Here is a 26107-nt window from a genome sequence, read left to right as displayed (position 1 = left end):
TTATGATAAATCACAATTAAAAAGGCGTAAAAACACCCCAATAAACCCGAATATTAAAAGACAACAACCCTTTTGAATGTTGCGGTCTCTAGCTTATTTTATATCAAACCACCTTCTATATCACACCACTTCTTGCCCCGCATCCAATAAGGCTTCCTTAATCAAATCCTGTGTCGCTGGAGCGTCAAATTCCACAACCACGCTCTTTTTTTCCACGCTCGCATCAATAAAGCTCACGCCTTCAATTTCGCCCACAAATTTTTCAATTTTATCCACGCAATGGTTGCAAGTAATGCTTGGCACTTGAAAAGTAACTTTCATTCAATGATCCTTAATTTTAAAATTCCTTAGCCTTTGGGAGTTTAAAACCACACTCACAGAGCTTAAGCTCATCGCTAAACCCGCAATCGTTGGGCTTAACATGATATTAGCCTTATAAAGAACCCCACAAGCTAAAGGGATAAACACGCTATTATAACAAAAAGCCCAAAACAAATTTTCTTTGATATTTTTAATGGTCGCCTGGCTTAATTTAATCGCGCTATAAACCGATTTAATATCGTTGTTAAAGCTCACAATATCCGCTGTTTGCACGCTCACATCACTCCCCTTAGCCATCACCACCGCCACATCGCTCATCGCAAGACTGGGAGCGTCATTCAAGCCATCGCCCACCATCATAACGATCTGCCCTTTTTCTTTAAGCTCTTTAATCTTATTGAGCTTGTCTTGTGGCTTAGCGTTGCTGATATAGTCATCAATCCCTAATTCAAGCGCGCATTTTTTGACATTTTCCCTATTGTCCCCACTTAAAAGAAGCGTGTTAATGCCTAAACTTTTGATTTGAGCGATATGTTCTTTCACGCCTTTTTTGGGCAAATCTTCTAAAACAAACACCCCTAAAAGCTCGTCTTCTTTTTCACTAATCGCTCTGCCCACAAACACTAAAATCCCGTTTTCTTTAATTTCTAGCGTGTTAATGGGGTTAAAGAACTCGCCGTTACCTACTTTAATGATCTCTTTAGCGCCTTGATAATCTGTTTTAGCGCTAATGCCAAAACCCGTTTTCACTTTAACCTCGCTCATTTCTTTTAAGGGGGCGTTACGCTCTTTTGCGTATTCTACAACCCCTTTAGCAATGACATGTTCGCTGCTCTTTTCAATACTGCCCGCTAAACTCAATAACTCTAATAATTCTATCTTAGAATGAACGCTTTTAACGACAGGTTTGCCGTTAGTGAGCGTGCCGGTTTTATCAAAAACGATCGTATTGACTAGCCTTGCTTTTTCTAAACTTTTAGCGTCTTTAAAAAATAATCCTAAAGAACTCGCTTTCTGGTTCGCTACTAAAATGCTCATAGGCGTAGCCAATCCTAAGGCGCAAGGGCAAGAAATCACTAAAACCGATACAAACACTTCTAAAGCGATTCCAAAATTCCACCAAAAATCGGGTTTAGGCGCGATGATGAGCCACACCACAAACGCTAAAATAGCGATAGCGATCACGCTTGGCACAAACACGCTTGAAACCTTATCCGCTAAGCGAGAAATCTCTGCCTTTGAGCTTTGAGCGTTATGGATCATTTCTACAATTTGAGACAAGGTGCTGTTTTTGTTATTTTGCGTGGCTTTCATTAAAAAACTTGTGTTGCTATTGAGCGTCCCTGAAAAGACTTTATCGCCGACTTTTTTATAAACCGGTAACGCTTCGCCGCTTAACATGCTCTCATCTAATTCCCCTTCGCCCTCTATGATTTCGCCATCCACCGCAATCGCGCTTCCAGGGAGAACCTTTAGAATATCCCCCACCACAATGCTATCCACTAAAACCTCAATCTGTTGGTTATTGTGCATTTTAAGGGCGGTTTTTGGGGCGTTTTTCATCAAGGCTTGCATAGCGTCTAAAGCTTTGTCTTTAGAAACATTTTCAATGCGTTTGCCCACCATCACAAACATTAAAATCACGCACACGCTTTCAAAATAATAATGCCCATAAGACCACTGGCTTGTATAAACGAAATACAATTGCCACAAGCTTGAAATTAAGGCAGCGCTTGTGCCTATGGCGATAAGGCTGCTCATGTTGGGTTGTCTGTGCCATAAGGCTTTAAACCCCTGAATGTAAAAATCCCTCCCTAAATGCATGACAATGAGCGTGCCTATAAGCTGTAAGCAAGCGTTTAAAAAATTACTATGGTTGTTAATCGTAAGCAAGCTTTCAGGTAAAAGGCTAGGACTAAGCATCGCTCCCATAGAAAGATACACCACAAAAAGCGTGAAAATAACCGCCAACGCTAATTTAACATTAGGGCTAAAAAATTCTTTTTTTTCTTCTGCTAGAGTTTTTTTAGGGCTATAACCCAGTTTTTCAATGAGTTTAAAAATCTCGTCTAAATTGGTTTCGTTTTCGTTAAATTCAACGTTAGCGCTCTTATTTAAAAGGCTCACTTCTATTTTTTTCACAAAACTTTTACGCCCTAAAGAGCGTTCAATCCCGCTAGAACACGCCGTGCAAGTCATTCCCTCTATGTAAAAAGATTCTTTCATGCACTCTTATTTTTACTAAAAATAATTTTTACCATTAAAAAGAGCCACCGAATGATGCCATAAATCAAATACAACCCCATAAACACGCTTAAAGCCTCTAAAGGGCGCACAAACACTAACGATAAAAAAATCAACACTAAGATGAAAAGCTTGAGATTCCATTTGACTTTTTTAAAATTAGGGTAGCGGATATTGCTCACCATAAGCACCCCTAGTAAGACAATAAAGCTTAAAAATAACTTTTCGGTATTCCCTTCTAAAAAATGGTATTTGTTATCCAACAACACACAAAGCACCACCAATACCGCCGCCGCAGGAATGGGGATACCGATGAAAGAATAGGGGTCGCTTGTGTTGGTGCTGATATTGAATCGCGCCAATCGTATCGCTCCAAAAATCACAAACAACGCGCTCACCGCCATGCCTATGCGCCCAAAGTTATACCCCACATAAAAGTAAGTGATTAAGCTTGGGGCCACCCCAAAAGCGATTACATCAGCTAAGGAGTCAAATTCTATACCAAACTTGCTAGTGGTGTTGGTAAGCCTTGCGACACGCCCATCAAGTCCGTCTAAAATAAGACTCGCTACCACTAACCAACACGCCATGACAAATTGATAACTGGAAGCGTAAAAAATACTCATCATGCCTAAAAAAATACTGCTAGCGGTAAAAAGATTAGGGAAAAGATAGAGAGGGTTAATAGGCATTAGAGATTCTTTGTAACTTGGCTTGGTGTTTTAGAGTAGGAATAAAAACGATTTTAAAATCAATTATGGGAATAAAAATTTTACAAGCGCTAAAAAACTCACAAAAAAAGAGCGTTAGAGCAAACGCTTTATAACGCTGTTGATAAGCATGAGTTTTTAGAAAACAAAATCTAAAAAAAAACTTTAAACAAACAGAATGTTTATCATAAGGCTTTAAACCCTTATCAAAAATCTGTTTGTAAGCTCGCACTCTTAACTCGCTTGCTCTTCTAAAGGGATCAAACGGCTTTCTAAATTGTTGGTAACTTCGTATTCGCTGATGATTTCACGCACCCTTTCGCCTGTAATGACTTCTTTGTCAAACAATTCTTTGACCATGATTTCAATCGCTTCTCTATAGTCGCTTAAGGTTTGTTTGACATGCTTATAGCGTTCTTCTAGCAAGTTTTTAATGAAAAGATCCATTTCTTCTGCGGTCTTTTCGCTAAATTCCCTACTGCTTCCATAACCACCTCCTAAAAAGGCGTTCCGCTGTTTTTCTAATACCATAAGCCCACTGACACTGCTCATGCCGTAGTAACTCACCATGCCTTTAATAATATCAGTCGCTCTTTCTAAATCGTTGCTCGCACCGGTAGAAATTTCTTCCAAAAAGACATCTTCAGCCGCCCTCCCGCCTAAAAGCACATCAATTTCAGCGATGAGTTCGTGTTTTTGCATCAAGTATTTGTTTTCTTCGGGCGTGTTAAGGGTGTAGCCTAAAGCCGCCATGCCCCTTGGAATGATAGAAACTTTATTCACCCTAGCGCTCCCTTTAGTCATTTCAGAAATCACGGCATGCCCGCTTTCGTGGTAGGCGACGATTTTCTTTTCCTTAGGGCTGATGCGCCTGCTTTTCTTTTCTAACCCTGCAATCCCTCTTTCAACCGCTTCTTTTAAATGCTGTTGCCTGACTTCTTTTTGGTTGTTTCTTCCTGCTAAAAGCGCGGCTTCATTGATGATATTCGCTAAATCCGCCCCAGCAAGGCCTGCGGTGAGTTTGGCGACTTCTTGCAAATTCACATCATTAGCGAGTTTCACGCCTTTTATATGCACTTTTAAGATTTCTACCCTGCCATTAAAATCAGGCTTATCCACTAAAACCTGCCTGTCAAAGCGCCCTGGACGCATTAAAGCTGGGTCTAAGATTTCAGGGCGGTTCGTTGCGGCTAAGACAATCACAGGTGCGTTTTCGCTCCCAAAGCCATCCATTTCGGCTAAGAGCTGGTTTAAGGTCTGCTCTCTTTCATCGTTCCCGCTCACCACGCCTCCAGCCGCTCGGCTCTTACCTATGGCATCAATTTCATCAATAAAAATGATGCTAGGGGCTTGTTTTTTAGCGGTTTCAAACAAATCCCTAACCCTGCTTGCCCCTAAGCCCACAAACATTTCAATGAAACTGCTCCCCCCCATAGAGAAAAACGGCACATGCGCTTCGCCGGCTACCGCTTTTGCTAAAAGGGTTTTACCAGTTCCTGGAGGCCCTACTAATAACACGCCTTTAGGGATTTTAGCCCCTAAATTGGCGTATCGTTCGGGGTATTTTAAGAAATCTACGATTTCTACCACTTCTTCTTTGGCTTCTTCATTGCCTGCCATGTCATTAAAACGCACATTGGGTTTTTCAGCGTTGATGAGTTTTTTCGTGCTTCCCATGCCAAAAATACCCCCACCCATATTCTTTTGCATGCGGTTTGCCATAAACATCCATAGCCCTAAAATCACTAAAATAGGCATGAGCCACCCTAACATGTCCGTAAAAAAGTTAGACTCGCTAAAACCAGAATAATTGATTTTTTTCTCGTCTAACAAAGGCACTAAGGTCAAATCAGGCACTCGTTTAGCGATATAGATCACACGATTGTTACCCTCTTTATGGCTGGCTTTGATCAAGGTTTGACCGATACTCACATTTTCCACTTCATTATTGCTGATGAGCTGTTTGATTTCATGATAGCTCACATTTTTAGTGCTAGAAGCTAAGAAATTGTCCGAAAAACTGCCATCAGAATTGAAAGAGCGTAGGAAAAAGATGAGTAAAATCCCTCCAAGAACTGCAAGGATAATGGGACTTTGAAAAAAAGGTTTTTTAGGTTCGTTCGTTGGTTTCATTATAATCCTTAATTTATTGGTTGTTTTTTAAGCAATTTTAGAGCGACCCATTCGTTACGCTGTCGCTGTTCTAAAACCTCAAATCCATTATAATAGATCTGTAAAACAGAGTTTAAATGGGTTTCTAAAATCCCTGATAAAATAAGAGTGTGGTTACAAAGCCGCACAAATTCACTATACAAACTCTTAATCACATCAGCGACAAGGTTCGCCACAATAATATCAAAACGCCCTTCAATTTTTTGCGTAGAGCCATAAATGACCTTATCTTGCGCTAATAGGGGTATTTGATTCAAGCTAAAATTTTTTAGGGTTTCTTCAACGGCTAAACTATCCGTATCGCAAGCTACTAAAGCACTAACGCCTTGTTTTTTTAAAGCGATACTTAAAATCCCGCTCCCACAGCCCACATCTAAAGCGTTTTTGCGTTTTAAATCAAGGTTAGAGAGCAGTTCCAAACACATAGAAGTGCTTTCATGATGGCCTGATCCAAAGGCCAAAGCCGGATCAATCATTATGCAATCATTTATAGCGGCATGGCTTGGCTTTTGATGCCAGCTAGGGTGTATGTAAAATTTGGCACATCGCACCGGCAAAACAGCTTGTTTGTAGGCTTCTAGCCAATCTTTTGAAGCCAAATTGCGTGAAAGATAGAAAAAATCAAACTCACTTTGCAAGTTTTGTTTTAAATTCAAACAAAACGCTTCTAATGCTAGAATGAGCGAGTTATTCAAATCCTTTTGAGAGCGTAAAATAACGAAATTTTTGAGATGTGGGGGTTTTTCTTTTAAATCTTTCTTTAGGGGGTCATGAGTGGCGAAATAATGCCAATTGGATTGGCTTATAAATTCAATGGTTTCTTTATCGTCAAACGCTTTTAAATTTTCTAAGCTTGATTCTTCTAATGCTAGATGCGTAGTGTCTAAAAGAAAGCTTTCAAAAAGCTCTCGCTCCTTAGGGAAGATAAAGAAAAACTCATAATACATTGGCTTTAACACTCAATCGTTTGTCCCTAAAACAACCTCTAATTTTTCTTTCAAAACTTGGGGGGTAAAAGGTTTCACAATGTAGTTGTTCACGCCCGCTTTCAAAGCCGTAATGACTTCGGCCTTACCGCCCTCTGTGGTGATCATAATAATAGGGATTTCTTTAAAACGGCTGTCCGCACGCACCTTTTTAACGAGATCCAAGCCGTTCATTTCAGGCATGTTCCAATCTGTAATAAGCACCTTAGTGTCCGCATTAGCGTCTAGTTTCTCCCAAGCTTCCACCCCATGCTCAGCTTCTAAAACATCTTCATAGCCTAAGCGTGAAAGTGTATTTTTAATAATTCTTCTCATAGTTGAGCTATCATCTACTACTAGTAGTTTCAAAGCGCTTCTCCTTTTAAGATTGCATTTAAATTAGGCTCTTTTTAAACAGCCAAAGCGTCTCTAACGCCCTATAATAATAAATCATTCCAAATAATAGCATGTTTTGATTAAAATTACCTTGACCAACAATAATCATTGGCTAAATGGAGCGTTTAATGAGCGTTCTCATTTGTAAAAAAATTCAGTTTGTTTGCTATCATAATAGTTTAAAAGTAATAAAATAACTTTTGAGCACGATAAAGGGTCATTGGATGGTTTGAAAAAAAGAAAGACAAGGATTTTACAAGTAAGTGTATTATTTAAGAATTTTAATACTGGGTATAAGTTTTTTAAATATTTTAAATGCTGAAAATTTGAGTTACATGTCTTCTTCTTATCAAATAGGCACGGTGTTTATGCGCCCTTTAAACACTAACAAGCTTTTACAAGGGGCTTCAATCCTTCAAGGCTATGAAGTGAATCCTAAAAACGATTGGGCTTATTCTAGGTATTATTTCTTTATAGATTATGGCAATGTGCTTTTTAATAATGACTCTACTTTGCAAGCGAACATGTTCACTTATGGGGTGGGAGGGGATTTTATGGTCGCCTACGCTAAAAACCCTATCAACCGCTGGGCTTTTTTCTTTGGCTTGCAACTGGCCGCTAACACATGGATACTCAACAATAAAGTCAAAGATTTGGTGGTGAATACTTGGGATTCATTAAAAGATTTCAATTTTCACAACACTTATTTCAGGGCTATCGGGAAATTTGGGGTGCAGTTTCGCACGATCGTTTTGTATCATAAGGTGGATGTGGAAATTGGCATGAAAATCTTTCTAACCCCTGAAAGGCGCAGCTTGTTTGAAAGGAGCTTTTTGTTTTTTGTTTCGCATTCGTGGCATTTTTAAATGGCGGAGAGAGAGGGATTCGAACCCTCGAAGGCTTGCACCTTACACGCGTTCCAGGCGTGCTCCTTCAACCACTCGGACATCTCCCCTTAAAAAAGGGCTTATTGTAACTAAGATTTGTTTAAAAAGGGCTTATTTTAAAGGGAGTGAATCTTTAGAAATAACGCCATCAATCTGACTTTTAGCGCAAATTTCCCACAATTCTGTATCGTTTAAATCCATAAAAAATAAGATTTTGCTATCTAACAAGTAATTAGTGGCGTGTTGTTGGGCGAGTATCGCTTGTTTAATATCCTTAAAAATACAATAGAGCGGTTTGAAAGCGTTGAATAAAAAAAAGGTGTCTGTCTCTATCTTGTGCGATAAAAAGATCACGCTAAAATTGACGCTATTTTCACAGCAATACTTAGCTAATTCCAAATTTTTTGGGTGTGCTTCAAAACACACTATATCGTTATTGGTGCTAGAATGAATGCCGTCGGTGTTTTTAATGAAAATAAAACGATCGCTAGGGATTAAAGGGTGTCCTAAAATAAGCATATTTACCCCTTATTATTCAAACAAGTTTCACTGCAATAGGCTACCGCCCCGCTATAAATAGCGTCTTTGCTAGAGACATAGGTTTGGCATTTAGAGCATACAATCATGTGATCTTCTAATTCTTTAGGGGTTTGTTGCGTATAAGAGTGGTTGTCTTTAAGGGGTTTTTGTCTCAAAAACAAACGCCATAAAACCCACACAATAATGAGCAAGGGGATTAAAATTCTTAACATAAACTCTCCTTTGATTTGTAAAAATAAATACGCTTTTGATGCCTAAAGCATTCAGTGTCTTTACAAGCGATTTCATCTTTTAACTGCTCGCCTTTATAGAATAAAAAATACCCCTTATCTTTTAGGAAGCGTTGGCTTTTTTCTATCAAAAAAGAAGAGCTAGCGACCGCTCTAGAAGTGATTAAATCCACTTGTAAAAGATTTTGATAATCTTCTAAACGCTTTTTAATGATTTCAATGTTTTTTAAAGGCAAAACGCTTTTAAGGTAGTTTAAAAAAGCCGCTCTTTTTATTCTTGGCTCTAAAAGAATGAATTGCGCTTCAGGTTTTTCAAGGGCTAAAGGGATAGCAGGAAGTCCCGCCCCGCTCCCAATATCCAAGCAGCTTTTAAAATCTTTGATAAATTCTAAGGGCTTTAGAGCGTCTGTGATCTGGGGTTCTAACTCGCTTAAATTTTTTGCGCCGCTCAAATTGTGCGTTTGATTCCATTCTAAAAGGATGCGCGCGTAATCTTGCAATAAGGGGTTCATAAAATCAGCATCCCATCGCCATAAGAATAAAAACGATACTTCTTTTCTATGGCTATTTTGTAGATTTCTTTGGTTTTTTCTAAGCCTATCATCGCGCTCACAAGCATTAAAAGGCTAGATTTGGGCAAATGGAAATTAGTGAGCAAATAATTAACATGCAAAATAGGATTGGCAAGATGCAAGAATATGTCGCATTCAAACGCCTCTTGATTAGGGTTTTTTAAGCGTTTGAAATATTCCACGCTCCTTAAAGCGGTCGTGCCGATGCATAAAATCTCTTGGGATTCTTGCAAAATTTCTTGGCTCTTTTTAGGAATGTGTAAAACTTCTGTATGGATTTGATGCTCTCTAATATCTTTAGTTTCTACGCTAAGAAAAGTCCCAGCTCCCACATGCAAGGTTAAAAAAGCGTGCTTGAAATCTTTCAATAATTTTTCTAAGCCGTGTTGAGAAAAATGCAATGATGCCGTAGGGGTAGCCACCGCGCCGATGTGTTTAGCGAACACGCTCTGGTATTCATGCGCATCCAAACTTTCATCGGCTCTTTTAATATAAGGAGGTAAGGGCATATGCCCGTATTGCTCTAAAAGCTTTAAGATATTTTCTTGATTTAAGGGGGTTTTATGGTTATAAAAAGCGATCAAGCGTTGGCCGTTATGAAGCAATTCCAAAACTTCGGCGTAATAATTTGCATCAAAAAAGATCTTATCCCCCGCTTTGATCTTACCCTTGATTTGAGTTAGGGCGGTATTGTCTTTAAAAAAGCGGTGGAAAAACACTTCGGTCGTTTTTGATGGCAAAAGGGCATGCTTAGATCCAAAAAGCCTGGCCTTCATCACTTTAGTGTCGTTCAACACCACAAGGGCGTTTTTAGGGAAAAAATCTAAAACATGCTCAAAAGTGGTGTGCGTGATTGTTTGCGAACGCCTTTCATAGACAAGTAATTTAGCCTTTTCTTTGGGCAAAACGGGGTAGTTTGCGATCAATTCCTTAGGTAAATAATAATCATAGCTTTCTAAATCAAATTCTTTCAACTAATTCTCTTTGGTGTTATTTTCGTTATCATTTTCGTTGTTATTTTCGTTATCTTTGGGAGCCGGATTGACCATTTTGGCGATTAAAATAGAAAGCCCATAAAGCCCCACTAAAGGCAACGCCATAAAGATTTGACTCACCACATCAGGGGGAGTGATAATGGCTGCTACAATAAAAATCACTACAATAGCGTATTTAAAATACGCTTTCAAGCTCGCATCGGTAATCAAGCCCACTTTAGCTAAAAAATACGCCAAAACAGGCAGTTCAAACGCCACGCCAAAGCCTAAAATCAAGCGTGTGAAAAAGCTCACGTAACTGGATGCAGAAATATTAGCCGCAAACACATCGCTCCCAAAAGTGGCTAAGTATTCAATGATGAAAGGGAACACCACATAGTAAGAAAACGCCGCCCCAATCAAAAACATCCCACTCCCAAAAAACACAAAAGGCAAAATCACTTTTTTTTCATTCTTATAAAGCCCTGGAGCGATAAAGAGCCATAATTGCCAAAAGATAATAGGCATGGAAATGACGATAGCGGCTGAAAAACTGATTTTAACCGCTACCATGACCCCTTCAATAGGGGAGAGCTGAATGAGCGTGCCTTTATAAGAATTTTTAACAAATTCAAAAATATTTTTCCAAAAATGAAAGCACCCCAAAAACGCCACTAAAATCGTTCCTACAGAAACCATCAAACGCTTTCTTAATTCCTGTAAATGCGGTTTTAAATCTTCAAACATGCTCTTTTTCTTTGTCGTGTTCTTTGGTGTTGTTATCGGTTGCTGATTTGACTTCTTTAGGAGATTCATCGCTTGAAACTTCTTTGTTTAAGGCTTCTTCATTGGAAACTTCTTCATTTAAATGGTTAGGTGGCGTGTTGGTTTCTAAACTGCGTTGGTAATCTTGCATCAAATCCTGAATGCTTTTAATCTCATTTTCTGAAGTTATTTTAGCGTCTTCTAATTCTTCAATCTTAACGCTCTTAAGACTCTCCACTTTATTTTCAAAGAGCTTTTGATACTCTAGGGTTTCTTTTTTGATTTCTTCAATATTGATTTCTTTATCTAAAGTGTCCTTAGCGTCATTGAGCGTTTTTTTAACCGCACGAAAAAATTTCACCATATCCACGACGGCTTGGGGGAATTTTTCTGGCCCTAAAAAAATAATCGCCACAACCAACACCACAAGGATTTCAAAAAAGCCCATGCCAAACATAATAATCTACTTTCACACCCTTTAAAATTTTATCGTTATTGTAGTGTAATTTTCTTTCTAAACAAGATTAAAATAAAGTTTGAGACTTTAAAGTGGGGATTTTTAAAAGCGCATGGGTTTTAGGCGTGGCGATTCTGCCTTTAGCGGTGCGCTCTAAATAACCATTAGCGAGTAAAAAAGGCTCAATCACATCTTCAATCGTGCCTTCATCTTCTCTCATAGATGCTGCAATCGTGTTCAAACCCACCGGCCGTCCTTGAGCGTTAGCCAACAAAGACAAATACGCCAAATCCGCCTCATCAAAGCCCAATTCATTCACGCCTAATTCATTCAAAGCATGCAAAGTGATGTTTAAATCCATCAGGCTTGAATTTTTGACTAACGCAAAATCGCGCACCCTTTTTAAAAGCCTTAAAGCGATCCTTGGCGTGCCTCTGCTCCTTTTAGCGATTTCATCAGCGCTTTCTTCTTTGATGTCTTGGTTGAGTTTAACGGCGGCTTTTTTGATGATGAGGGCTAGTTCGCTAGGGCTATAAAATTGCATCCTAAAACTCATGCCAAATCTGTCTCTTAAGGGGTTAGAAAGCATTCCGGCTCTAGTGGTAGCGCCGATGAGGGTGAAAGGGGGTAAATCAATCTTAATGGTTTGAGCGGCTGGGCCTGAGCCTATGATAATATCCAGTCTAAAATCTTCCATAGCCGGGTATAAAACCTCTTCAATCGCTGGGCTAAGCCGGTGGATTTCATCAATAAAAAGAATGTCTTTAGCTTGCAAATTAGTCAAAATGGCGGCTAAATCACCGCTTTTTTCTATCATGGGAGCGGCGGTGATTTTGATATTGGTTTCCATTTCTTTAGCGATGATATGGCTGATTGAAGTTTTACCCAAACCGGGCGGGCCAAAAAAGAGCATGTGATCCAAACTTTCTTGGCGTTTTTTAGCCGCGCAAATAGAAATTTGCAAGTTGCTTTTAATCTTTTCTTGACCGATAAAATCTTCCCAAAGATTGGGGCGCAAACTCACTTCTTGAGAAGTTTCAAAATCCAAAGTTTCTAAATTGACTATCCGTTCTTTCATTTAATGATAACTTTCTAATTCGTTAGGGAAGTTTCCCTTTTTCACATCATCAGCGTATTGTTTGATAGCGTTTTGAATCAATTCTTTCCCCTTAAGGTATTCTCGCACAAATTTAGGCTTAAAGCTATCAAAAAAACCCAACATGTCGCTCCACACTAAAATCTGCCCGTCGCAATCCTTGCCGCTCCCTATGCCGATCGTGGGGATTTTGATTTTTTGCGTGATCGTTTGAGCGATAGGGGTGGTTATGCCCTCTAAAACCAATAAACCCACTCCGGCTTCTTCTAAACTCAAGGCGTCTTCTAAAAGCTTTTTTTGTTGCTCTTCATTTTTGCCCTTAATCTTATAGCCTCCATCAAGACGCACGAATTGGGGCATCAAGCCAATATGCCCTACCACAATAACACCCTCATTAGTGAGCGTTTTAACCAGTTTCGCTTTTTCTTTTCCGCCCTCTAGTTTGATCGCGCTCGCTTGGGTTTCTTTATAAACCCTAATGGCGTTTTTTAGGGCTGTTTTTTCATCTTTATAGCTTCCAAAGGGCATGTCTGTGATGATAAAAGGAGTCTTAGCACCCGCGCACACGGCTTTAGTGTGATAGAGCATCATCTCAAAACTCGTGCTTAAAGTGTCGTTTTGGTTGAAAAAACTCATATTCAAACTATCGCCCACTAAAATCACATCCACTAGCGGATCAAATATTTGAGCGAACAGCGCGTCATAAGCGGTGATAGCAATGATTTTTTCTTGATTTTTTTTAGCTTGGAGGTGGTTGAGAGTGATCTTTTTAATTGGGGCGGTTTGCATGCTCATTAAAAATCCTAAGTGTTAAATATAGTGGCATTGTAGCATGACTTTATTGGGGTGGGTAAAAATTTTACTCCATTTTAACCGGTCATTTTAATTATTTTAGTATAATTGAAAGAAACTTTTAACAAACAATTCAAGGGATTTAGCGATTTTGGGTCTTAAAAAACATGTTATTTTATGGTCTTTAATGGGGTTTTATACGGGATTGAGTGCGCTTGATTATGATACCCTAGACCCAAAATATTACAAATATATCAAGTATTATAAGGCTTATGAAGATAAAGAAGTTGAGGAATTGATCAGAGATTTAAAGAGAGCGAACGCTAAAAGCGGGCTTATTTTAGGGATCAATACCGGTTTTTTTTACAACCATGAAATCATGGTCAAAACCAATAGCTCTAGCATCACGGGGAATATTTTAAATTATTTGTTCGCTTACGGCTTGCGTTTTGGCTATCAAACTTTCAGGCCGTCTTTTTTTGCGCGCTTGGTCAAGCCAAATATCATTGGCAGGCGCATTTATATCCAATATTATGGAGGAGCTCCTAAAAAAGCGGGCTTTGGGAGCGTGGGGTTTCAATCGGTTATGCTGAATGGGGATTTTTTATTGGACATTCCCTTACCCTTTGTGGGAAAATACCTTTATATGGGGGGTTATATGGGTTTGGGTTTAGGGGTTGTGGCGCATGGGGTGAATTATACGGCGGAATGGGGGATGTCTTTTAACGCAGGATTGGCTCTAACGGTGTTAGAAAAAAACCGCATTGAATTTGAATTTAAAATTTTGAATAATTTCCCTTTTTTGCAATCTAATTCTTCAAAAGAGACTTGGTGGGGAGCTATAGCAAGTATTGGGTATCAATATGTGTTCTAAAAAAATAAGAAATCTTATTTTATGCTTTGGTTTTATTTTAAGCTTGCACGCTGAAGAAAATACGGCTCAAGAGAGTATGACTGAAGAAAATACCTCTAGAGACGCTCCCATTCTTTTGGAAGAAAAACGCACCCAAACGCTAGAGTTTGAAGAAAAGAAGGAAGCTAAAAAGAATATTGATGAAAAAAGCCTGCTTGAAGAAATCCATAAGAAAAAACGCCAGCTTTACATGCTCAAAGGGGAATTGCATGAAAAAAATGAATCCATTTTATTCCAACGAATGGCTAAAAACAAGAGCGGTTTTTTTATAGGCGTAATTCTTGGCGATATAGGGACTAACGCTCATCCTTACGAGAAGTTTGAACTTTTAAATAACATTCAAGATTCTCCTTTGTTGTATGGGTTAAGGAGCGGGTATCAAAAGTATTTTGCTAACGGGATTAGCGCCTTACGCTTTTATGGGGAGTATTTAGGGGGGGCGATGAAAGGGTTTAAAAGCGATTCTTTAGCCTCTTATCAAACCGCAAGCTTGAATATTGATCTATTGATGGATAAGCCTATTGACAAAGAAAAAAGGTTTGCGTTAGGGATATTTGGAGGCGTTGGAGTGGGGTGGAATGGGATGTATCAAAATTTAAAAGAGATTAAAGGGTATTCACAGCCTAACGCTTTTGGATTAGTGTTGAATTTAGGGGTGAGCATGACGCTTAATCTTAAACACCGCTTTGAATTAGCCTTAAAAATGCCTCCCTTAAAAGAAACTTCGCAAACCTTTTTATATTATTTTAAAAGCACTAATATTTATTATATTAGTTATAACTATTTATTGTAAAGGCTAAAATGTTGAAATTTAAATATGGTTTGATTTACATCGTGTTCATATTGGGACTTCAAGCGGCAGATTATGACAATTTAGAAGAAGAAAACCAACAATTAGGCGAAAAAATAAACCATTTAAAGCAACAGCTCACCGAAAAAGGGGTTTCGCCCAAAGAGATGGATAAGGATAAGTTTGAAGAAGAATACATCAATCGATCTTATCCTAAAATTTCCTCCAAGAAAAAAGAGAAATTACTCAAATCTTTTTCCATAGCCGATGATAAGAGTGGGGTTTTTTTAGGGGGTGGGTATGCTTATGGGGAACTTAACTTGTCTTATCAAGGGGAGATGTTAGACAGATACGGTGCGAATGCCCCTAGCGCGTTTAAAAACAATATCAATATTAACGCTCCTGTTTCTATGATTAGCGTTAAATTCGGGTATCAAAAATACTTTGTGCCTTATTTTGGGACACGATTTTATGGGGATTTATTGCTTGGGGGAGGGGTGTTAAAAGAGAATGCAATCAAGCAACCTGTAGGCTCGTTTATTTATGTTTTAGGGGCTATGAATACGGATTTATTGTTTGATATGCCTTTAGATTTTAAAACTAAAAAGCATTTTTTAGGCGTTTATGCGGGTTTTGGGATAGGGCTTATGCTCTATCAAGACAAGCCTAATCAAAACGGGAGGAATTTGGTAGTGGGGGGCTATTCAAGCCCTAATTTTTTATGGAAATCTTTGATTGAAGTGGATTACACTTTTAATGTGGGCGTGAGTTTAACGCTTTATAGGAAACACCGCTTAGAGATTGGCACCAAATTACCGATTAGCTATTTGAGAATGGGAGTGGAAGAGGGAGCGATTTATCAAAATAAAGAAGATGATGAGCGTTTGTTGGTTTCGGCTAACAACCAGTTCAAGCGATCCAGTTTTTTATTAGTGAATTATGCGTTTATTTTTTAAGGCTTGATTTTGGAGTTAAGGTTTAAAATTTTAGCGTTAGTCGTTTTAATTTTAGGGGGTTATTTGGTTTTTAACGCTTTAATCACAAAACCTAAAGCTTTAAGTTTTAGTTTAAGCAGCGAAGAGAAAGCGCTTAATGGCAATGATGAAGCGCTTTTTTGGGATTTAAAAAAACCCATTAAGATTAAAATAGTAGCCCCAAAGGGCATCAAACGCTATAATTTAAAAGTAACCACACAAGATGATTTGATCTTATACGAAAAAAAAAATTTGGTATTGGATAAACCCAAGTCTTTAGAAGTGCCTTTGATCAAGCCTGAAATCATGGGGCTAGAAGACAAGTGCCTTTTGTATGAAATTCAAGCTAATGATTGGAGTTATGCTAATTTCTTCAATGGCAATAAGGCGTCTTTCAAACAAGAAGTGTGTGTTGATACGATAAAACCCTCAATTACTATTTTATCTCGATCCCCAAGCATCGCTTATGGAGGGAGCGCGATAGTTGTCTTTGAAGCTTTGGATAAGAATTTGTCTCAAGCGTTTGTGCGCGTCAAAAAAAAGGATTTTGAAGCTTTCAGGCTTTTAGAATTCAAACAGCGTAATGTTTTTATCGCTCTAGTGCCTTGGTCTTATAAAAATAAGGATTTTAAGGCGTTCATTGTCGCTAAAGATAAAGCCTATAACTCTAATACCACCCCTTTATTGTTCAAACGAAAAACCCATCGTTTGAGGGAAAAAGATATAGACTTAAGCGCCTTAAAAGATAAGATTGCAAAGCAAGAAAAATTCCAAAACGACACTGAACAAACTTTATTAGAAAGATTTTCCAACATGCGTTTAAAAGATTTAGAAAAAATCCAAAAGATAGCTTTAGAGCAAGGGGATTTTTATAAGGATTTTTCTCATTTTCAAGCGCTAAAACCCTTGAATGGGCCTTTTAAAATGACAAGCAATTTTTTAGAAAATCGGCGTATCTTAAAGGATAATCAGGTGTTGTTCCAGTTCTTGCATTTAGGGGTGGATTTGATGCCTGGAAAGGATTTATCTTTAGCGTTTGATTTATCTGTGAAGAGGGTTTTTAAGGGGGAGTTCGATTTTTATGGTAATAGTTTAATCAATTGCTATGGGTTGGGTTTGTGCGTTTTTTTAGCTCATTTAAAAGATGATGAAAGCGTGGGGAGTAGTGGTTTGAAATTAGGGATTGGGTTGCATTTAGGGATGCTTTTGCAAGGGGTTTTTGTTAGGCCTAATGAATGGCTTAATGAGCAATGGATAAAAACCAATATCATCGCCCCCATAGAGCAAGCCAAACGGATTTTAATGAAAGGATAGTCATGTTAAAAACGAATCAAAAAAATGTGCATGCGTTTGAAATTGAAAAGCAAGAGCCTGAAGCGGTCATAGGATTTTTAGAAAAAAACCATGCCCTTTTGCAGTATTTTCTTATTATATTTAAATATGATATTGAACCAGAAGTCAAAGCCATTTTGCGCAAACACCAGCTTTTGTTTTTAGAAACCAATCGTGCTTTAAACGGACGCCATATCAAAACCATGCCTTTAAAAGAAGAAACCAACCACTCAAAACCCAATCATTCTAAAACAGAACCTAAAACAACGATTTATGAGCGCCATATCAGGAGCGGGGAAGAGATTTATAGCGCTAATCACCTTATTTTTTTGGGCAATATCCACAATGGAGCGAAGATTATTTCAGAGGGCTGTGTGTCGGTTTATGGGGTTTGCGAAGGGGCGATTGTGTGCTTTGGAGAGTGCTTGATTTTGAAAGAAGTCAAGAGCGCTCAGATCGTTTTCCAAAATAAAATTTTATCTCTAAAAGAGGTTGAACGGCTTTTGGTAAATAAAAATATTAAAATAATCACTAAAAATGACGATATACTAGACATAAAGGAAGTATTATGAAACAAACAACCATTAACCACTCTGTGGAATTAGTAGGGATAGGCTTGCACAAAGGCGTTCCTGTGAAGCTTGTTTTAGAGCCTTTAGGAGAAAATCAAGGCATTGTTTTTTACCGCTCTGATTTGGGCGTGAAGCTCCCCTTAAAACCTGAAAACATCGTGGATACCAAAATGGCAACCGTGTTGGGTAAGGATAACGCTAGAATTTCTACGATTGAGCATTTGCTTTCGGCTGTCCATGCGTATGGTATTGACAATCTTAAGATCTCTGTGGATAACGAAGAAATCCCTATCATGGACGGGAGTGCTTTGACTTATTGCATGCTTTTAGATGAAGCAGGGATTAAAGAACTAGACGCTCCTAAAAAGGTGATGGAAATTAAGCAAGTTGTTGAGATTAGAGAGGGCGATAAATTCGTTAAAATTGAGCCAGACAGCCAACTTTCTTTGAATTTCACGATTGATTTTAACCATCCGGTTATCGCTAAGCAAGCCCATCATTTCGTCTTTAGTAAAACCGCTTACAAAGAGCAAGTCGCTAAAGCCCGCACCTTTGGGTTTTTGCAGGAAGTGAATTACTTGCGATCCATTGGTTTGGCTAAAGGGGGGAGTTTGAATAATTGCATCGTGCTGGATGAAAACAGCATTTTGAATAAAGAGGGTTTGAGATGTGAAAAGGAATTTGTCTGCCATAAGATTTTAGACGCTATGGGGGATCTAATGGTTTTAGGCATGCCTGTGATGGGCAAATACACTTCTTTTTCAGGGAGTCATAAGCTCAATTCCATGTTGGTTAAAGCCATTTTGGCGGACGCTAAAAATTACGAAGTTTTGATCGCTACAGATCCAGCTAAAGAATTTGCGTTGCAAAAGGCTTTCGCTTAATCCTAAGTTGGGGTTTATTTTTGGAATTGGATTTAGTGCTTATCTCTTTAGGCGAGGGGGTTTCGCTTGGGGTGTATCAAAACAATTTTTTGTGTGCTTCTTACACTTCCAAATTAAAAACAAGCGAAGCTTTAGTGGAAGTTTTTTCGCAATTATTTGAAGATTTTAAAAACCCTGCTTTACCGGCGATTAAGGGGGTTTATTACGCTAAAGGGCCAGGGAGTTTCACTAGCCTAAAACTCACGCATGTTTTCTTACACACTTTGGCTTTAATCCATGACTTTGAACTCTATTCCACCACGGGCTTTGATTTTAACGACAACACGCCCATTTTAGCGTATACCAATAAATACTTTGTTTCAAAAGAAACGGGAAGCTTGACCGATTTTAAAGATTTGAAAATCGCGCCAAAAGATTTCATGCTGCCCCTCTTTTTAGAGAAAGACAAATTCACCCAATTGAACACGCCGTTTTACATTTTGCCTCCTATTTAGTGTATAATGCTAGCTTTAAAAATGAAAGGGTATCAAAAATAGGGGTTTAAAATTTGGTAGTGAGTGTTCCTGCAACAAGTGCGAATTTAGGCCCCGGTTTTGATTGCTTGGGTTTGAGCTTGAATTTACGCAATCGTTTTTTTATTGAGCCTAGCAGTTTTCATGCGGTGAAATTGGTTGGGGAGGGTGAAGGGATCCCTAAGTTTTTGACCAACAATATTTTCACTAAAGTGTTTTATGAGATTTTAAAAAAGCATGGGAATGACGGCTCATTTAAATTTTTATTGCATAATAGAGTCCCTATTACAAGGGGCATGGGGTCTAGTTCGGCGATGATTGTGGGGGCGGTCGCTTCAGCGTTTGCGTTTTTAGGGTTTGCTTTTGATAGAGAAAACATTGTCAATACCGCTTTAATTTATGAAAACCACCCGGATAATATCACCCCGGCGGTGTTTGGGGGGTATAATGTAGCGTTTGTGGAAAAAAAGAAAGTGATAAGTTTAAAAACCAAAATCCCTTCTTTTTTAAAAGCGGTGATGGTGATCCCTAATAGGGCCATTTCTACTAAGCAATCGCGCCATCTCTTGCCCAAGCGTTACAGCGTGCAAGAAAGCGTGTTTAACCTTTCGCATGCGAGCTTGATGACGATGGCGATTGTGCAGGGGAAGTGGGATTTATTGCGTTGTTGCTCTAAAGACAGGATGCATCAATATAAGCGCATGCAAACTTATCCCGTGTTGTTTGTGATCCAAAAGCTCGCTTTAGAAAATAATGCCCTAATGAGCACGCTTTCAGGGAGCGGTTCGTCGTTTTTTAACATGTGTTATGAAGAGGACGCTCCTAAATTAAAGCAGGTTTTGAGCAAGAAATTCCCTAAATTTAGGGTAGCGGTTTTAGATTTTGATAATGATGGAGTCCTTATTGAGAAAGACTGAAATTAAAATCCGCATGTGTGTGGTGTGCAGAATGCGCCAACCTCAAAAGGATTTGTTGCGTTTGAAAAGCTTTGAAAATCAAATCATGGAATTTGATGGCAAAGGCCGTAGTTTTTATGTGTGTGAAAATTGTTTGAAAAATGGAGAAAAAAAGTTGTTGAAAGCGGTTTCAAAAATAAAGAACGCCCCAAAAGATACCAAAAATATCATTACTTGGATTAAGGAGAGAAGCATAGCATGAGTGGTATGGTTGATTTAAAAGAATTTTTAGCCGAGCTTGGTAAGACCCAAAAAGAGCTTAAAAATGTGATCGAGCAAGCCAAAGATATTGGTTTAGAGCTTAAGACAAATTCTAAAATGACCCCAGAGCAAGCAAACAAGCTATACAAATACATTGTGGATGGCATTAAAGAACAAATACAAGCCAATCAACCCACTAAAAATCCTGAACAAGACAATAAAGATGATTTGAATACAGCCGCAACGCCCAAACCCCTTAACAAAAAGGTTTCCAAAACGCCTAAAAAAGAAGAAACAAAAAGCCAACCAAAGCCCAAGAAAACTAAAGAGAAGAAAAAAGAAGCTCCTGCGCCCATTGCCAAAAAAAAAGGAGGGATAGAAATTGTCAATACTTTTGAAGACCAAACGCCCCCTCAAACGCCCCCTATAGAAAACACCCCTAAAATGGTTAGCCACTCTCAAATAGAAAAAGCCAAGCAAAAGCTCCAAGAAATCCAAAAAAGCCGAGAAGCCCTAAACAAGCTCACCCAAAGCAACACTAACAACGCTAACGGCACCAATAACGCTAATAATGTTAATAACGCTAAAAAAGAAATCAGCGAAGTTAAAAAGCAAGAGCAAGAAATCAAACGCCATGAAAACATTAAAAGACGCACCGGTTTTAGGGTGATTAAACGCAACGATGAAGTAGAAAATGAAATTGAAAACAGCGTAAGCAAAAAACCCACTCAAAGTGCGGCGGCTATTTTTGAAGACATTAAAAAAGAATGGCAAGAAAAAGACAAACAAGAGGCTAAAAAAGCCAAAAAACCAAGTAAGCCCAAAGCCACCCCCACAGCCAAAAACAACAAATCCCATAAAATTGATTTTAGCGATGTCAGGGATTTTAAGGGCAATGATATTTATGATGATGAAACCGATGAAATCTTATTGTTTGATCTGCATGAACAAGATAATCTCAATAAGGAAGAAGAAGAAAAAGAAATCCGCCAGAATATCAACGACAGGGTGCGCGTCCAAAGAAAAAACCCTTGGATGAATGAAAGCGGGATCAAACGACAATCCAAGAAAAAGCACGCATTCCGTAACGATAACAGCCAAAAAGTGATCCAAAGCGCGATTTCAATCCCTGAAGAAGTGCGCGTTTATGAATTCGCGCAAAAAGCGAATTTGAATTTGGCTGATGTGATTAAAACCCTCTTTAATTTAGGGCTTATGGTAACTAAAAACGATTTTTTGGATAAGGATAGCATAGAAATTTTAGCCGAAGAGTTCCATTTAGAAATTTCTGTTCAAAACACTTTGGAAGAATTTGAAGTAGAAGAAGTGCTAGAGGGGGTGAAAAAAGAACGCCCGCCTGTGGTTACTATCATGGGGCATGTTGATCATGGTAAAACTTCACTACTGGATAAAATCCGTGATAAAAGAGTCGCTCACACGGAAGCTGGGGGGATCACTCAGCACATTGGCGCTTACATGGTGGAAAAGAACGATAAGTGGGTGTCTTTCATTGACACCCCAGGGCATGAAGCCTTTAGCCAGATGCGTAATCGTGGGGCTCAAGTTACCGATATTGCAGTGATTGTGATAGCGGCTGATGATGGGGTGAAGCAACAGACTATTGAAGCTTTAGAGCATGCAAAGGCCGCTAATGTGCCTGTGATTTTTGCGATGAATAAAATGGATAAGCCTAATGTGAATCCGGACAAACTCAAAGCCGAATGCGCTGAGCTTGGCTATAACCCTGTGGATTGGGGCGGAGAGTATGAGTTTATCCCTGTTTCGGCTAAAACGGGCGATGGCATTGATAATTTGTTAGAAACCATTCTTATTCAAGCGGATATTATGGAATTAAAAGCCATAGAAGAAGGCAGCACTAGAGCGGTTGTTTTAGAAGGAAGCGTGGAAAAAGGGCGTGGGGCAGTAGCCACTGTGATTGTCCAAAGCGGGACTTTAAGCGTGGGGGATAGTTTTTTTGCCGAAACGGCGTTTGGTAAAGTAAGAACAATGACTGATGATCAAGGCAAGAGCATTCAAAGCTTAAAACCCTCTATGGTGGCTCTCATCACAGGCTTAAGCGAAGTGCCACCTGCAGGATCGGTTCTCATAGGGGTAGAAAACGACTCTATCGCGCGCTTGCAAGCTCAAAAAAGGGCGACTTATTTACGCCAAAAAGCGTTGAGTAAAAGCACTAAAGTGTCTTTTGATGAGCTTTCAGAAATGGTCGCTAATAAGGAATTGAAAAATATTCCTGTAGTCATTAAAGCGGATACGCAAGGAAGCTTAGAGGCTATTAAAAACAGCTTGTTAGAGCTTAATAACGAAGAAGTAGCGATTCAAGTGATCCACTCAGGGGTGGGGGGCATTACTGAGAATGATTTGAGTCTAGTTTCTAGCAGTGAGCATGCCGTGATTTTAGGCTTTAATATCCGCCCCACCGGTAATGTGAAAAATAAGGCTAAAGAATACAATGTGAGCATTAAAACTTACACGGTGATTTATGCCTTGATTGAAGAAATGCGATCGCTGTTATTAGGTTTGATGAGTCCTATCATTGAAGAAGAGCATACCGGACAAGCGGAAGTGAGGGAAACCTTTAATATCCCTAAAGTTGGCACGATAGCTGGGTGTGTGGTGAGCGATGGGGTGATCGCTCGTGGCATTAAGGCGCGTTTGATTAGGGATGGCGTGGTGGTTCATACCGGCGAAATCCTTTCTTTAAAACGCTTTAAAGATGATGTGAAAGAAGTTTCTAAGGGCTATGAGTGTGGGATCATGCTAGACAATTATAATGAGATTAAAGTGGGCGATGTGTTTGAAACCTATAAAGAAATCCATAAAAAAAGAACCCTCTAATGAACCCTCATAAAGAACGCTTAGAATCCAATCTTTTAGAGTTATTACAAGAGGCTTTAGCGAATTTGAACGACAGCGAGTTGAATTCTTTAAGCGTTACTAAAGTGGAATGCTCTAAAGGGAAGCACCACGCTTTGGTGTTTGTGCTTTCATCAGATCATAAAATCCTTTCTAAATTGAAAAAAGCTGAGGGTTTGATTAGGCAATTTGTTTTGCAAGCGAGCGGGTGGTTTAAATGCCCAAAACTCAGTTTTGTTTTAGACAATAGTTTAGAAAAGCAGCTCCGTTTAGACGCCATATTTAATGAAATCGCTAAAGGGAAAGATAATGACTAAAAAAATAGAAGAGAAAATAGAGGGCGTGATTGAAAGTTTGGGCTATTTGCTTTATGATGTGAGTTTGATTAAAGAAAATGAGCAGCATGTTTTAAGAGTGAGCCTTAAAAACCCTAATGGAGCGGTTAGTTTGGACATTTGCCAACAAGTGAGCGAGATTATTTCGCCCTTATTAGATGTGTGCGATTTTATTCAAGACGCTTATATTTTGGAAGTGAGTTCCATGGGGTTAGAAAGAACGCTTAAAACCCCCAAACACTTCAAGCTTTCTTTAGGCGAAAAAGTGGAAGTCAAACTCACAAATAAAGAAAGCTTTCAAGCTGTCCTTAAAGACGCTAACGATTTGAACGCGGATTTTGAATTAGAAGATCACGCTATCAAAAGCGTGGAGTATAAAGATTTAAAGAAAGTTAAAACGCTTTTTGAGTGGTGAAATAACGCAAAGCGGTAGCGTCCTTACACTTTATGAGAGATTATTGCTTGATTGAAATTAGACTTTCATTATTTGGCTAAAAAACGCTAAAAAGCATTTTTTAGGTTTCACTCTTCCATTTGAACGATACTCATTATTTCTTTGACCACATTCACATCTTCTAGCGTGCTTAAATCTTGAGTGATGGGCTCTTTTTTGGCGATAGATTTCAAAAGCCTTCTCATGATTTTCCCACTCCTAGTTTTAGGCAAACCCGGCACATACATGACATTGTCTAATTTAGCGATCTTTCCAATCTCAATGGATAAGATATGATTCATTTCTTTTAGCAATTCTAAACTCTCGCCAAGATTGCATTTAGCCCCATCGCACAGCACCACAAACGCAAACAAGCCCTCTCCTTTAATCGTATCAGGGATACCCACTACCGCACATTCAACCACCATTTCATGTTTAGAAATAGCGCTCTCCACTTCAGCCGTGCCAATCCTATGCCCGCTCACATTCACAATATCATCGGTGCGCCCAATAATAGTGATGTATCCGTTTTCATCCACGATAGCGCCATCTCCAGAGAGGTAGACATATTCCCCATTCAACTTGATCTGAGAAAAATAGCTGTCAATGTATCGTTGTTCATCGCCCCAAATGTTTCTTATCATAGAAGGCCATGGCTTAGTGATGCATAAAAACCCTTGCTCTCCGGACTTTGTTTTAGTGCCGTCTTCGTTTAAAACTTCTGCATGGATGCCAGGCAAAGGTAAGGTCGCACAACTAGCCCTTATAGGCGTAGCTCCCGGTAAAGGGCTGATGATATGCCCACCTGTTTCTGTCTGCCACCAAGTATCCACGATACTGCATTTTGAGTTACCGATTTTTTCATAAAACCATTTCCATGCCGTAGGGTTAATGGGCTCTCCTACCGTTCCTAAAACTTTGAGCGATTCTAAATTATACTTTAAGGGTTCGTTTTCGCCTTTAGCATGCAGCATTCTTATAGCGGTGGGGGAAGTGTAGAATTTATCCACGCGGTATTCTTCTATCATCCTCCACCATCTCCCATAATCTGGATAAGACATCGTGCCTTCTAGTATCAAAGTTGTCGCCCCACAAGCTAAGGGCCCATAAACCACATAAGTGTGCCCTGTGATCCAACCAATATCAGCGGTGCACCAAAAATTATCGTTATCTCTAATATCAAAAACCCACTCCATCGTCATTTGTGCCCATAGCAAATACCCCGCACTGCTGTGTTGAACGCCTTTAGGTTTCCCGGTTGATCCGCTTGTATAGAGCAAGAATAAAGGATCTTCAGAGTCCATCATTTCAAGTTCGCATTTATCGGATTGGTAATTGACCATTTCATTATAGACAAAATCGCGCCCTCTCACATAGTCAATCTCTCTGGCGTTTCGTATCACAATGAGCGCTTTTTCCACACTAGGGCAGGCGTTATTTTCTAGAGCCTTGTCAAGGGCTGGCTTGAGCATGTAGGGTTTGCCTTTTCTAAAAGTCCCGTCCGCTGTGATAACTAATTTGGCTTGAGCGTCGTTGATCCTATCCCTCAAGGCTTCAGGGCTAAACCCAGCAAAAACGATGCTATGGATCGCTCCAATCCTAGCGCATGCGAGCATCATATAAACGCTTTCTACAATCATGGGCATATAGATAATGACTCTGTCGCCTTTTTTGACATTGAATTCGTTTTTTAAAAGGTTGGCTGTTTTATTGACTTCAGAGTGGAGTTTTCTGTAAGTGATGACATTATAATCCCCCATTTCCCCTTCAAAAATGATCGCCACTTTATTTTTTTTGTCTTTTAAATGCCTGTCTATGCAATTGTAAGAAACATTGATTTTGCCGTTTTCAAACCATTTGAAAAAAGGGGCGTTATCGCTGTTTAAAACCTTATCAAAAGGTTTAAACCATGTGAGTTTTTGCTTGGCTAACTCGCCCCAAAAATGTTCATAATCTTCATTGGCTTCATGCACTAAATCTTTATATTCGCACATGTTTTTAATCCTGGCTTGCTTGGCAAACGCTCTGTTAGGGTTAAAGACTTTTTTAGCGAATTCTAAATCATCGTCTAATTGCATCGCATCTCCTTTCTATGGCTTTAAGTGCATTTTTTATCATTATTGTATCCAAACTCACACTCTTTTAAGGGGAGAGATACTTTTCTCTTTCTGTGGGGATTGAGACTGATAAAATAAGGAAACAATAGCACG

Annotated in this window: 29 protein-coding genes and 1 tRNA gene; 13 read left to right on the top strand and 17 right to left on the bottom strand. The window is 39.1% G+C overall.

Annotation, left to right across the window (positions count from 1 at the left end):
* Positions 1-120: 120 nt before the first annotated feature.
* Genes copP through QAP06_RS05575 form a run of 7 tightly spaced genes read right to left on the bottom strand, consistent with a single transcriptional unit; the run spans position 121 to position 6781 of the window.
* Positions 121-321, bottom strand: a complete 201-nt coding sequence (gene copP / locus QAP06_RS05605; protein WP_000869069.1) for a copper-binding metallochaperone CopP — start codon at positions 319-321, stop codon at positions 121-123.
* On the bottom strand, positions 322-2547 hold the full coding sequence (gene copA, locus QAP06_RS05600; protein ID WP_286465350.1) for a copper-translocating P-type ATPase CopA: 2226 nt from the start codon (positions 2545-2547) through the stop codon (positions 322-324).
* Positions 2544-3257 (bottom strand): CDP-diacylglycerol--serine O-phosphatidyltransferase, encoded by a 714-nt coding sequence (pssA, locus tag QAP06_RS05595; protein ID WP_286465348.1) that lies wholly within the window; start codon positions 3255-3257, stop codon positions 2544-2546. Before pssA ends, copA begins: the two co-directional genes overlap by 4 nt.
* Positions 3247-3507: a hypothetical protein gene (locus QAP06_RS05590; RefSeq protein ID WP_286465346.1), complete on the bottom strand. Its 261-nt coding sequence runs from the start codon at positions 3505-3507 to the stop codon at positions 3247-3249. Before QAP06_RS05590 ends, pssA begins: the two co-directional genes overlap by 11 nt.
* A 2-nt stretch (positions 3508-3509) precedes the next feature.
* Positions 3510-5408, bottom strand: coding sequence for an ATP-dependent zinc metalloprotease FtsH (gene ftsH, locus QAP06_RS05585; protein ID WP_286465344.1), 1899 nt, complete (start codon positions 5406-5408; stop codon positions 3510-3512).
* 8 nt (positions 5409-5416) lie between these two features.
* Positions 5417-6394 carry a 50S ribosomal protein L11 methyltransferase gene (gene prmA / locus QAP06_RS05580; protein ID WP_286467566.1) on the bottom strand — a complete coding sequence of 326 codons (978 nt, stop codon included), beginning with the start codon at positions 6392-6394 and terminating at the stop codon, positions 5417-5419.
* Positions 6395-6406: 12 nt separating this feature from the next.
* On the bottom strand, positions 6407-6781 hold the full coding sequence (locus tag QAP06_RS05575; RefSeq protein ID WP_000772148.1) for a chemotaxis response regulator CheY: 375 nt from the start codon (positions 6779-6781) through the stop codon (positions 6407-6409).
* 290 nt (positions 6782-7071) lie between these two features.
* Between QAP06_RS05575 and QAP06_RS05570 the strand changes: the two genes are divergently transcribed.
* Entirely contained in the window at positions 7072-7674 is a 603-nt protein-coding gene (locus QAP06_RS05570) for an outer membrane protein (protein WP_000291621.1), read from the top strand.
* 1 nt (position 7675) lies between these two features.
* Here the strand turns inward: QAP06_RS05570 and QAP06_RS05565 are convergent.
* The 9 genes from QAP06_RS05565 to panB form a co-directional block, all read right to left on the bottom strand.
* Positions 7676-7763 (bottom strand) — tRNA-Ser (locus QAP06_RS05565).
* Positions 7764-7806: 43 nt separating this feature from the next.
* Positions 7807-8214, bottom strand: coding sequence for a hypothetical protein (locus QAP06_RS05560; protein ID WP_180665649.1), 408 nt, complete (start codon positions 8212-8214; stop codon positions 7807-7809).
* A 2-nt stretch (positions 8215-8216) separates the two neighbouring features.
* The gene (locus QAP06_RS05555; RefSeq protein ID WP_000944428.1) at positions 8217-8447 is read right to left on the bottom strand and encodes a PP0621 family protein; all 231 of its coding nucleotides are present in this window, start codon (positions 8445-8447) and stop codon (positions 8217-8219) included.
* Complete coding sequence (gene rsmG, locus QAP06_RS05550; protein WP_286465338.1) at positions 8441-8977, bottom strand: 16S rRNA (guanine(527)-N(7))-methyltransferase RsmG; 537 nt, start codon at positions 8975-8977, stop codon at positions 8441-8443. Before rsmG ends, QAP06_RS05555 begins: the two co-directional genes overlap by 7 nt.
* On the bottom strand, positions 8974-10011 hold the full coding sequence (gene queA / locus QAP06_RS05545; protein WP_286465337.1) for a tRNA preQ1(34) S-adenosylmethionine ribosyltransferase-isomerase QueA: 1038 nt from the start codon (positions 10009-10011) through the stop codon (positions 8974-8976). Before queA ends, rsmG begins: the two co-directional genes overlap by 4 nt.
* Positions 10012-10758: a twin-arginine translocase subunit TatC gene (gene tatC / locus QAP06_RS05540; RefSeq protein WP_120936260.1), complete on the bottom strand. Its 747-nt coding sequence runs from the start codon at positions 10756-10758 to the stop codon at positions 10012-10014. It abuts the gene before it with no gap.
* Positions 10751-11233, bottom strand: a complete 483-nt coding sequence (gene tatB, locus QAP06_RS05535) for a Sec-independent protein translocase protein TatB (RefSeq protein ID WP_286465335.1) — start codon at positions 11231-11233, stop codon at positions 10751-10753. The genes tatC and tatB overlap by 8 nt, the downstream gene beginning before the upstream one ends.
* Before the next feature lie 67 nt (positions 11234-11300).
* Positions 11301-12311: a Holliday junction branch migration DNA helicase RuvB gene (ruvB, locus tag QAP06_RS05530; protein WP_000664489.1), complete on the bottom strand. Its 1011-nt coding sequence runs from the start codon at positions 12309-12311 to the stop codon at positions 11301-11303.
* A complete protein-coding gene (gene panB, locus QAP06_RS05525) occupies positions 12312-13124 on the bottom strand; it encodes a 3-methyl-2-oxobutanoate hydroxymethyltransferase (protein WP_140528355.1) in 813 nt (270 codons plus the stop codon).
* Positions 13125-13272: 148 nt separating this feature from the next.
* Here panB and QAP06_RS05520 point away from each other — a divergent pair, with 148 nt between their 5' ends.
* The 12 genes from QAP06_RS05520 to rimP are packed head-to-tail and all read left to right on the top strand — an operon-like array spanning position 13273 to position 23879.
* Positions 13273-13995, top strand: coding sequence for a hypothetical protein (locus QAP06_RS05520; RefSeq protein WP_121100754.1), 723 nt, complete (start codon positions 13273-13275; stop codon positions 13993-13995).
* Positions 13985-14827, top strand: coding sequence for an outer membrane beta-barrel protein (locus tag QAP06_RS05515; RefSeq protein ID WP_286465323.1), 843 nt, complete (start codon positions 13985-13987; stop codon positions 14825-14827). Before QAP06_RS05520 ends, QAP06_RS05515 begins: the two co-directional genes overlap by 11 nt.
* Positions 14828-14835: 8 nt before the next feature.
* Positions 14836-15780 carry an outer membrane beta-barrel protein gene (locus QAP06_RS05510; protein ID WP_286465321.1) on the top strand — a complete coding sequence of 315 codons (945 nt, stop codon included), beginning with the start codon at positions 14836-14838 and terminating at the stop codon, positions 15778-15780.
* 9 nt (positions 15781-15789) lie between these two features.
* Positions 15790-17112, top strand: coding sequence for a M23 family metallopeptidase (locus QAP06_RS05505; protein ID WP_286465318.1), 1323 nt, complete (start codon positions 15790-15792; stop codon positions 17110-17112).
* 2 nt (positions 17113-17114) lie between these two features.
* A complete protein-coding gene (minC, locus tag QAP06_RS05500; protein WP_180605045.1) occupies positions 17115-17702 on the top strand; it encodes a septum site-determining protein MinC in 588 nt (195 codons plus the stop codon).
* A complete protein-coding gene (lpxC, locus tag QAP06_RS05495; RefSeq protein ID WP_120804046.1) occupies positions 17699-18586 on the top strand; it encodes a UDP-3-O-acyl-N-acetylglucosamine deacetylase in 888 nt (295 codons plus the stop codon). Before minC ends, lpxC begins: the two co-directional genes overlap by 4 nt.
* 20 nt (positions 18587-18606) lie before the next feature.
* Positions 18607-19080, top strand: coding sequence for a tRNA threonylcarbamoyladenosine biosynthesis protein TsaB (locus QAP06_RS05490; protein WP_286465309.1), 474 nt, complete (start codon positions 18607-18609; stop codon positions 19078-19080).
* A gap of 53 nt (positions 19081-19133) precedes the next feature.
* A complete protein-coding gene (thrB, locus tag QAP06_RS05485; RefSeq protein ID WP_286465308.1) occupies positions 19134-20015 on the top strand; it encodes a homoserine kinase in 882 nt (293 codons plus the stop codon).
* Positions 20002-20256, top strand: a complete 255-nt coding sequence (locus QAP06_RS05480) for a DUF448 domain-containing protein (protein WP_194145791.1) — start codon at positions 20002-20004, stop codon at positions 20254-20256. The genes thrB and QAP06_RS05480 overlap by 14 nt, the downstream gene beginning before the upstream one ends.
* Positions 20253-23111 (top strand): translation initiation factor IF-2, encoded by a 2859-nt coding sequence (gene infB, locus QAP06_RS05475; RefSeq protein ID WP_286465302.1) that lies wholly within the window; start codon positions 20253-20255, stop codon positions 23109-23111. Before QAP06_RS05480 ends, infB begins: the two co-directional genes overlap by 4 nt.
* Positions 23111-23446, top strand: a complete 336-nt coding sequence (gene rbfA / locus QAP06_RS05470; protein WP_286465300.1) for a 30S ribosome-binding factor RbfA — start codon at positions 23111-23113, stop codon at positions 23444-23446. The genes infB and rbfA overlap by 1 nt, the downstream gene beginning before the upstream one ends.
* Complete coding sequence (rimP, locus tag QAP06_RS05465) at positions 23439-23879, top strand: ribosome maturation factor RimP (protein WP_120992172.1); 441 nt, start codon at positions 23439-23441, stop codon at positions 23877-23879. Before rbfA ends, rimP begins: the two co-directional genes overlap by 8 nt.
* A 107-nt stretch (positions 23880-23986) precedes the next feature.
* On the opposite strand, the gene acs is transcribed toward rimP, so the two are convergent.
* The gene (gene acs, locus QAP06_RS05460) at positions 23987-25975 is read right to left on the bottom strand and encodes an acetate--CoA ligase (RefSeq protein WP_286465297.1); all 1989 of its coding nucleotides are present in this window, start codon (positions 25973-25975) and stop codon (positions 23987-23989) included.
* Between the last annotated feature and the right edge of the window lie 132 nt (positions 25976-26107).

The organism is Helicobacter pylori (genome assembly GCF_030323545.1).
Lineage (GTDB): Bacteria > Campylobacterota > Campylobacteria > Campylobacterales > Helicobacteraceae > Helicobacter > Helicobacter pylori_CO.
This window is presented reverse-complemented; position numbering and strand designations above follow the sequence as displayed.

What these genes read in the sequence shown, in the direction of transcription:
- lpxC (WP_120804046.1), top strand. Translation starts at nt 17,699, where the DNA reads ATGAAACAAACAACCATTAACCACTCTGTGGAATTAGTAGGGATAGGC.
- QAP06_RS05560 (WP_180665649.1), bottom strand. Translation starts at nt 8,214, where the DNA reads ATGCTTATTTTAGGACACCCTTTAATCCCTAGCGATCGTTTTATTTTC.
- rsmG (WP_286465338.1), bottom strand. Translation starts at nt 8,977, where the DNA reads ATGAACCCCTTATTGCAAGATTACGCGCGCATCCTTTTAGAATGGAAT.
- ftsH (WP_286465344.1), bottom strand. Translation starts at nt 5,408, where the DNA reads ATGAAACCAACGAACGAACCTAAAAAACCTTTTTTTCAAAGTCCCATT.
- tatB (WP_286465335.1), bottom strand. Translation starts at nt 11,233, where the DNA reads ATGTTTGGCATGGGCTTTTTTGAAATCCTTGTGGTGTTGGTTGTGGCG.
- QAP06_RS05515 (WP_286465323.1), top strand. Translation starts at nt 13,985, where the DNA reads ATGTGTTCTAAAAAAATAAGAAATCTTATTTTATGCTTTGGTTTTATT.
- QAP06_RS05555 (WP_000944428.1), bottom strand. Translation starts at nt 8,447, where the DNA reads ATGTTAAGAATTTTAATCCCCTTGCTCATTATTGTGTGGGTTTTATGG.
- ruvB (WP_000664489.1), bottom strand. Translation starts at nt 12,311, where the DNA reads ATGAAAGAACGGATAGTCAATTTAGAAACTTTGGATTTTGAAACTTCT.
- rbfA (WP_286465300.1), top strand. Translation starts at nt 23,111, where the DNA reads ATGAACCCTCATAAAGAACGCTTAGAATCCAATCTTTTAGAGTTATTA.
- panB (WP_140528355.1), bottom strand. Translation starts at nt 13,124, where the DNA reads ATGAGCATGCAAACCGCCCCAATTAAAAAGATCACTCTCAACCACCTC.
- minC (WP_180605045.1), top strand. Translation starts at nt 17,115, where the DNA reads ATGTTAAAAACGAATCAAAAAAATGTGCATGCGTTTGAAATTGAAAAG.
- rimP (WP_120992172.1), top strand. Translation starts at nt 23,439, where the DNA reads ATGACTAAAAAAATAGAAGAGAAAATAGAGGGCGTGATTGAAAGTTTG.
- acs (WP_286465297.1), bottom strand. Translation starts at nt 25,975, where the DNA reads ATGCAATTAGACGATGATTTAGAATTCGCTAAAAAAGTCTTTAACCCT.
- tatC (WP_120936260.1), bottom strand. Translation starts at nt 10,758, where the DNA reads ATGTTTGAAGATTTAAAACCGCATTTACAGGAATTAAGAAAGCGTTTG.
- copA (WP_286465350.1), bottom strand. Translation starts at nt 2,547, where the DNA reads ATGAAAGAATCTTTTTACATAGAGGGAATGACTTGCACGGCGTGTTCT.
- QAP06_RS05510 (WP_286465321.1), top strand. Translation starts at nt 14,836, where the DNA reads ATGTTGAAATTTAAATATGGTTTGATTTACATCGTGTTCATATTGGGA.
- copP (WP_000869069.1), bottom strand. Translation starts at nt 321, where the DNA reads ATGAAAGTTACTTTTCAAGTGCCAAGCATTACTTGCAACCATTGCGTG.
- prmA (WP_286467566.1), bottom strand. Translation starts at nt 6,394, where the DNA reads ATGTATTATGAGTTTTTCTTTATCTTCCCTAAGGAGCGAGAGCTTTTT.
- pssA (WP_286465348.1), bottom strand. Translation starts at nt 3,257, where the DNA reads ATGCCTATTAACCCTCTCTATCTTTTCCCTAATCTTTTTACCGCTAGC.
- infB (WP_286465302.1), top strand. Translation starts at nt 20,253, where the DNA reads ATGAGTGGTATGGTTGATTTAAAAGAATTTTTAGCCGAGCTTGGTAAG.